This is a genomic window from Kaarinaea lacus (genome assembly GCF_975902315.1).
Map to the genome: position 1 here is coordinate 1 of NZ_CDLKIE010000439.1, position 3,640 is coordinate 3,640.

General features: G+C 47.9%; 1 protein-coding gene. It reads left to right on the forward strand.

The window, feature by feature from the left end; translation table 11 throughout:
• Positions 1–249: 249 nt before the first annotated feature.
• On the forward strand, positions 250–3,640 hold a 3,391-nt coding region (gene gltB / locus ACWVCM_RS13725), incomplete at its 3' end, for a glutamate synthase large subunit (RefSeq protein ID WP_455202329.1).

Below are 3,640 nucleotides of genomic sequence, written 5' to 3' on the forward strand. Positions count from 1 at the left end.
GTATGTTTTTTATTTTCTAAACAATGCGTTGCTGGTAATTTATGGCCAGATTTAGCATCATAGGGATTCCGTACTTTCCATTGAATACCGTGGTCTAGCAAAGTATAATTTCCGGCCATTTGCCTGAAGCCAACGCTACTTAAAAAAGCGCCACTTAGAATAAGCGCCACTTAGCCAATTCCAGGCCGCTGAAAAATAAGAATATTTTACCTAATTGGTTTTTAATCAACGCTAGAGTGAACGATATCAGTGACTAAAAAGATACCTAACGGGCTATATCGCCCTGAATTCGAGAAAGAAAACTGTGGCTTTGGATTAATTGTCCAGGCGGACAATCAACCCAGTCACTGGTTGGTCAAAACCGCCATTCACGCACTGGCTCGTTTGACCCACCGTGGTGCTGTAGCAGCCGATGGAAAGACGGGTGACGGTTGTGGCCTACTACTGAAAAAACCTGATGCATTTCTAAAACTGGTCGCGAAAGACCAAAAGTTTCAACTGGCTGATTTATATGCCACTGGCATGGTATTTTTAAATACCGATAGTAACGCCGCTGATAAAGCGCGGAAACAACTGTCCACTGAGTTGAGCAAAGAAGGTCTCCAGGTACTGGGCTGGCGCACCGTTCCAACGAATTCAGATGCATGTGGCGAAGAAGCACTGAAATCTTTGCCGCTCATAGAGCAAATCTTCGTGAATGCACCCGACGGAATGGATGAAACCGCTTTCGAGCGCCACTTATATATAGCGCGAAGACGCGCTGAAAATACCATCAAACCAAACGATGACGTATTTTATATTCCCAGCCTCTCCTCTCGGGTAATTTCTTATAAAGGCCTGGTGATGCCGGAAAACCTGCCGGTGTTCTACCAGGATCTTAATGACGAGAAACTCGCTTCTTCACTGTGCGTATTCCATCAGCGATTCTCGACTAACACCTGGCCCCAGTGGCGACTGGCACAACCATTCCGCTACCTGGCACACAACGGTGAAATCAACACTGTTCAGGGTAATCGAAACTGGTCTATCGCACGCGGTCACAAGTTTGAATCACCCAACATTCCGATGGAAGATGTGCGTCCACTGGTATCCATGACAGGATCAGACTCCAATAGCCTCGATAACATGCTGGAGGTTTTATTGGCCGGTGGCATCGATATCTTCCGCGCCATGCGATTACTGATACCACCTGCCTGGCAAAACATGTCAAACATGGATGCCGATCTGCGTGCCTTTTATGAATACAACTCCATGCACATGGAACCCTGGGACGGACCCGCCGGTATTGTATTAACCGATGGACGCTATGCCGCATGCACCATGGACCGCAATGGTTTGCGTCCAGCTCGCTGGGTGATGACCAAAGACCGTCATGTAACCCTGGCTTCAGAAATCGGTGTCTATGATTACAATCCTGAAGATGTCGTTATGAAGGGCCGTTTAAAGCCCGGCGAAATGATTGCGATCGATACTGAAACCGGCAAACTGTTATTGCCAGCTGATATCGACAATGAACTGAAGTCACGACACCCTTATAAAGAATGGCTGAAAGGCCGCTCTGAGCATTTAGGTTCAAAACTGATTGAACAACCCAACATTTTCAAACCCATGGCACCTGATGCATTGCTGGCGGCGAAAAAAATGTTTCATGTCAGTTTTGAAGAACAAGATCAGGTGCTACGAGTTTTAGCGGAAGACTCCCAGGAAGCCACCGGCTCAATGGGAGACGACACGCCGTTGCCGGTATTATCACGCCAGGTACGCTCCCTGTATGATTATTTTAGACAGCAGTTCGCCCAGGTTACCAATCCCGCGATTGACCCCTTGCGTGAACAAATTGTTATGTCATTGGCATCCTGCATTGGTCGCGAACAAAATATGTTTATCGAAAGCGAAGCACACGCCAAACGATTGCTGATTGATTCGCCGGTTCTTTCCAATAGCAAGTATAAACAACTATTAAACCTGGAAGATAAAGATTACGCGCACGAAATTATTGATCTCAATTACTCTATCAATAGCGATTTGAAGACCGCTTTGACACAAGTTTGCGATCAGGCCGTAGCAGCAGTCAAAAATGGCAAAGTTGTTATCATATTATCTGACAAAGCAATCAACGAAGAATCACTTCCTATCCATGCGTTGCTGGCAACTGGTGCCGTACATCATCGCCTGATTAATGAAGGATTGCGTTGTGACGCCAACATCGTCGTTGAAACGGGCACTGCTCGCGACTCGCACCACTTTGCCGTGTTACTGGGATATGGCGCAACCGCCATTTATCCCTACCTCGCCTATGAGGCTATTATTGGCATGCAGTTAAGCGGTGAAATTGTTGAGCGTAACAGTGTTGAACTCATGCGAAACTATCGCAAAGGTATCAACAAAGGCCTGTATAAAATTACTTCCAAGATGGGGATTTCCACCATCAGTAGTTACCGGGGTGCGCAGCTATTTGAATCCGTGGGCCTGCACAATGATGTCGTCGATATGTGCTTTACCGGTACAACCAATCGTCTACAGGGGTCCAACTTCGATGACCTTGAAGCCGACCAACGCAAGTTAGCAAAAACTTCATGGAACAAACGTAAAACTATCACCCAGGGTGGCGTACTCAAGTTTGTACATGGTGGTGAAGACCATGCCTACAACCCGGATGTGGTCGGTGCACTGCAATATGCGGTGAAATCCGGCGAGTACCAGCATTACAAGGAATACGCTCGCCTGGTTGACGAACGCCCAACTCTCGCGTTCCGTGATTTATTGAAATTCAAGGATGGTATAAGTCCCGTCCCTGTCGACGAAGTTGAATCTATTGAAGACATCGTTGTTCGCTTTGACAGCGCAGCAATGTCATTGGGAGCATTGTCACCCGAAGCCCATGAAACATTAGCGCAAGCGATGAATCGTCTGGGCGGTCGCTCCAATTCTGGTGAAGGTGGGGAAGATACTGCGCGCTACGATAACGATAAGCGCTCCAAGATCAAGCAGGTGGCCTCAGGACGATTTGGTGTTACACCAGCATACTTGCGTAATGCGGATGTTATGCAAATTAAAATCGCACAAGGCGCAAAGCCCGGTGAAGGTGGTCAGCTCCCGGGTAAAAAGGTCAACGAATTGATCGCACGTTTACGATTCTGTAAACCAGGCGTATCGCTCATCTCTCCACCGCCGCACCACGACATTTATTCGATCGAAGATTTGGCACAACTGATCTTTGATCTAAAACAGGTTAATCCGGACGGACTGGTTTCGGTCAAGCTGGTCGCGGAAGCCGGGGTAGGCACTATCGCTGCGGGTGTAGCAAAAGCTTATGCCGACCTGATTACAATTGCTGGACATGACGGCGGTACTGGCGCCAGCCCGTTGACTTCAGTGCATTACGCTGGAAGTCCCTGGGAATTAGGCTTAACCGAAACCCACCAGATCTTGCGCGCCAATGACTTGCGCGGCAAGGTTCGCCTGCAAACTGATGGTGGTCTTAAAACTGGTCTTGATGTCGTAAAAGCCGCAATTCTCGGCGCTGAAAGTTTTGGTTTTGGCACCGGCCCCATGATTGCAATGGGTTGTAAATACTTGCGCATCTGTCATCTCAATAATTGCGCAACAGGTGTTGCTACGCAAGACAACGTGTTACGTA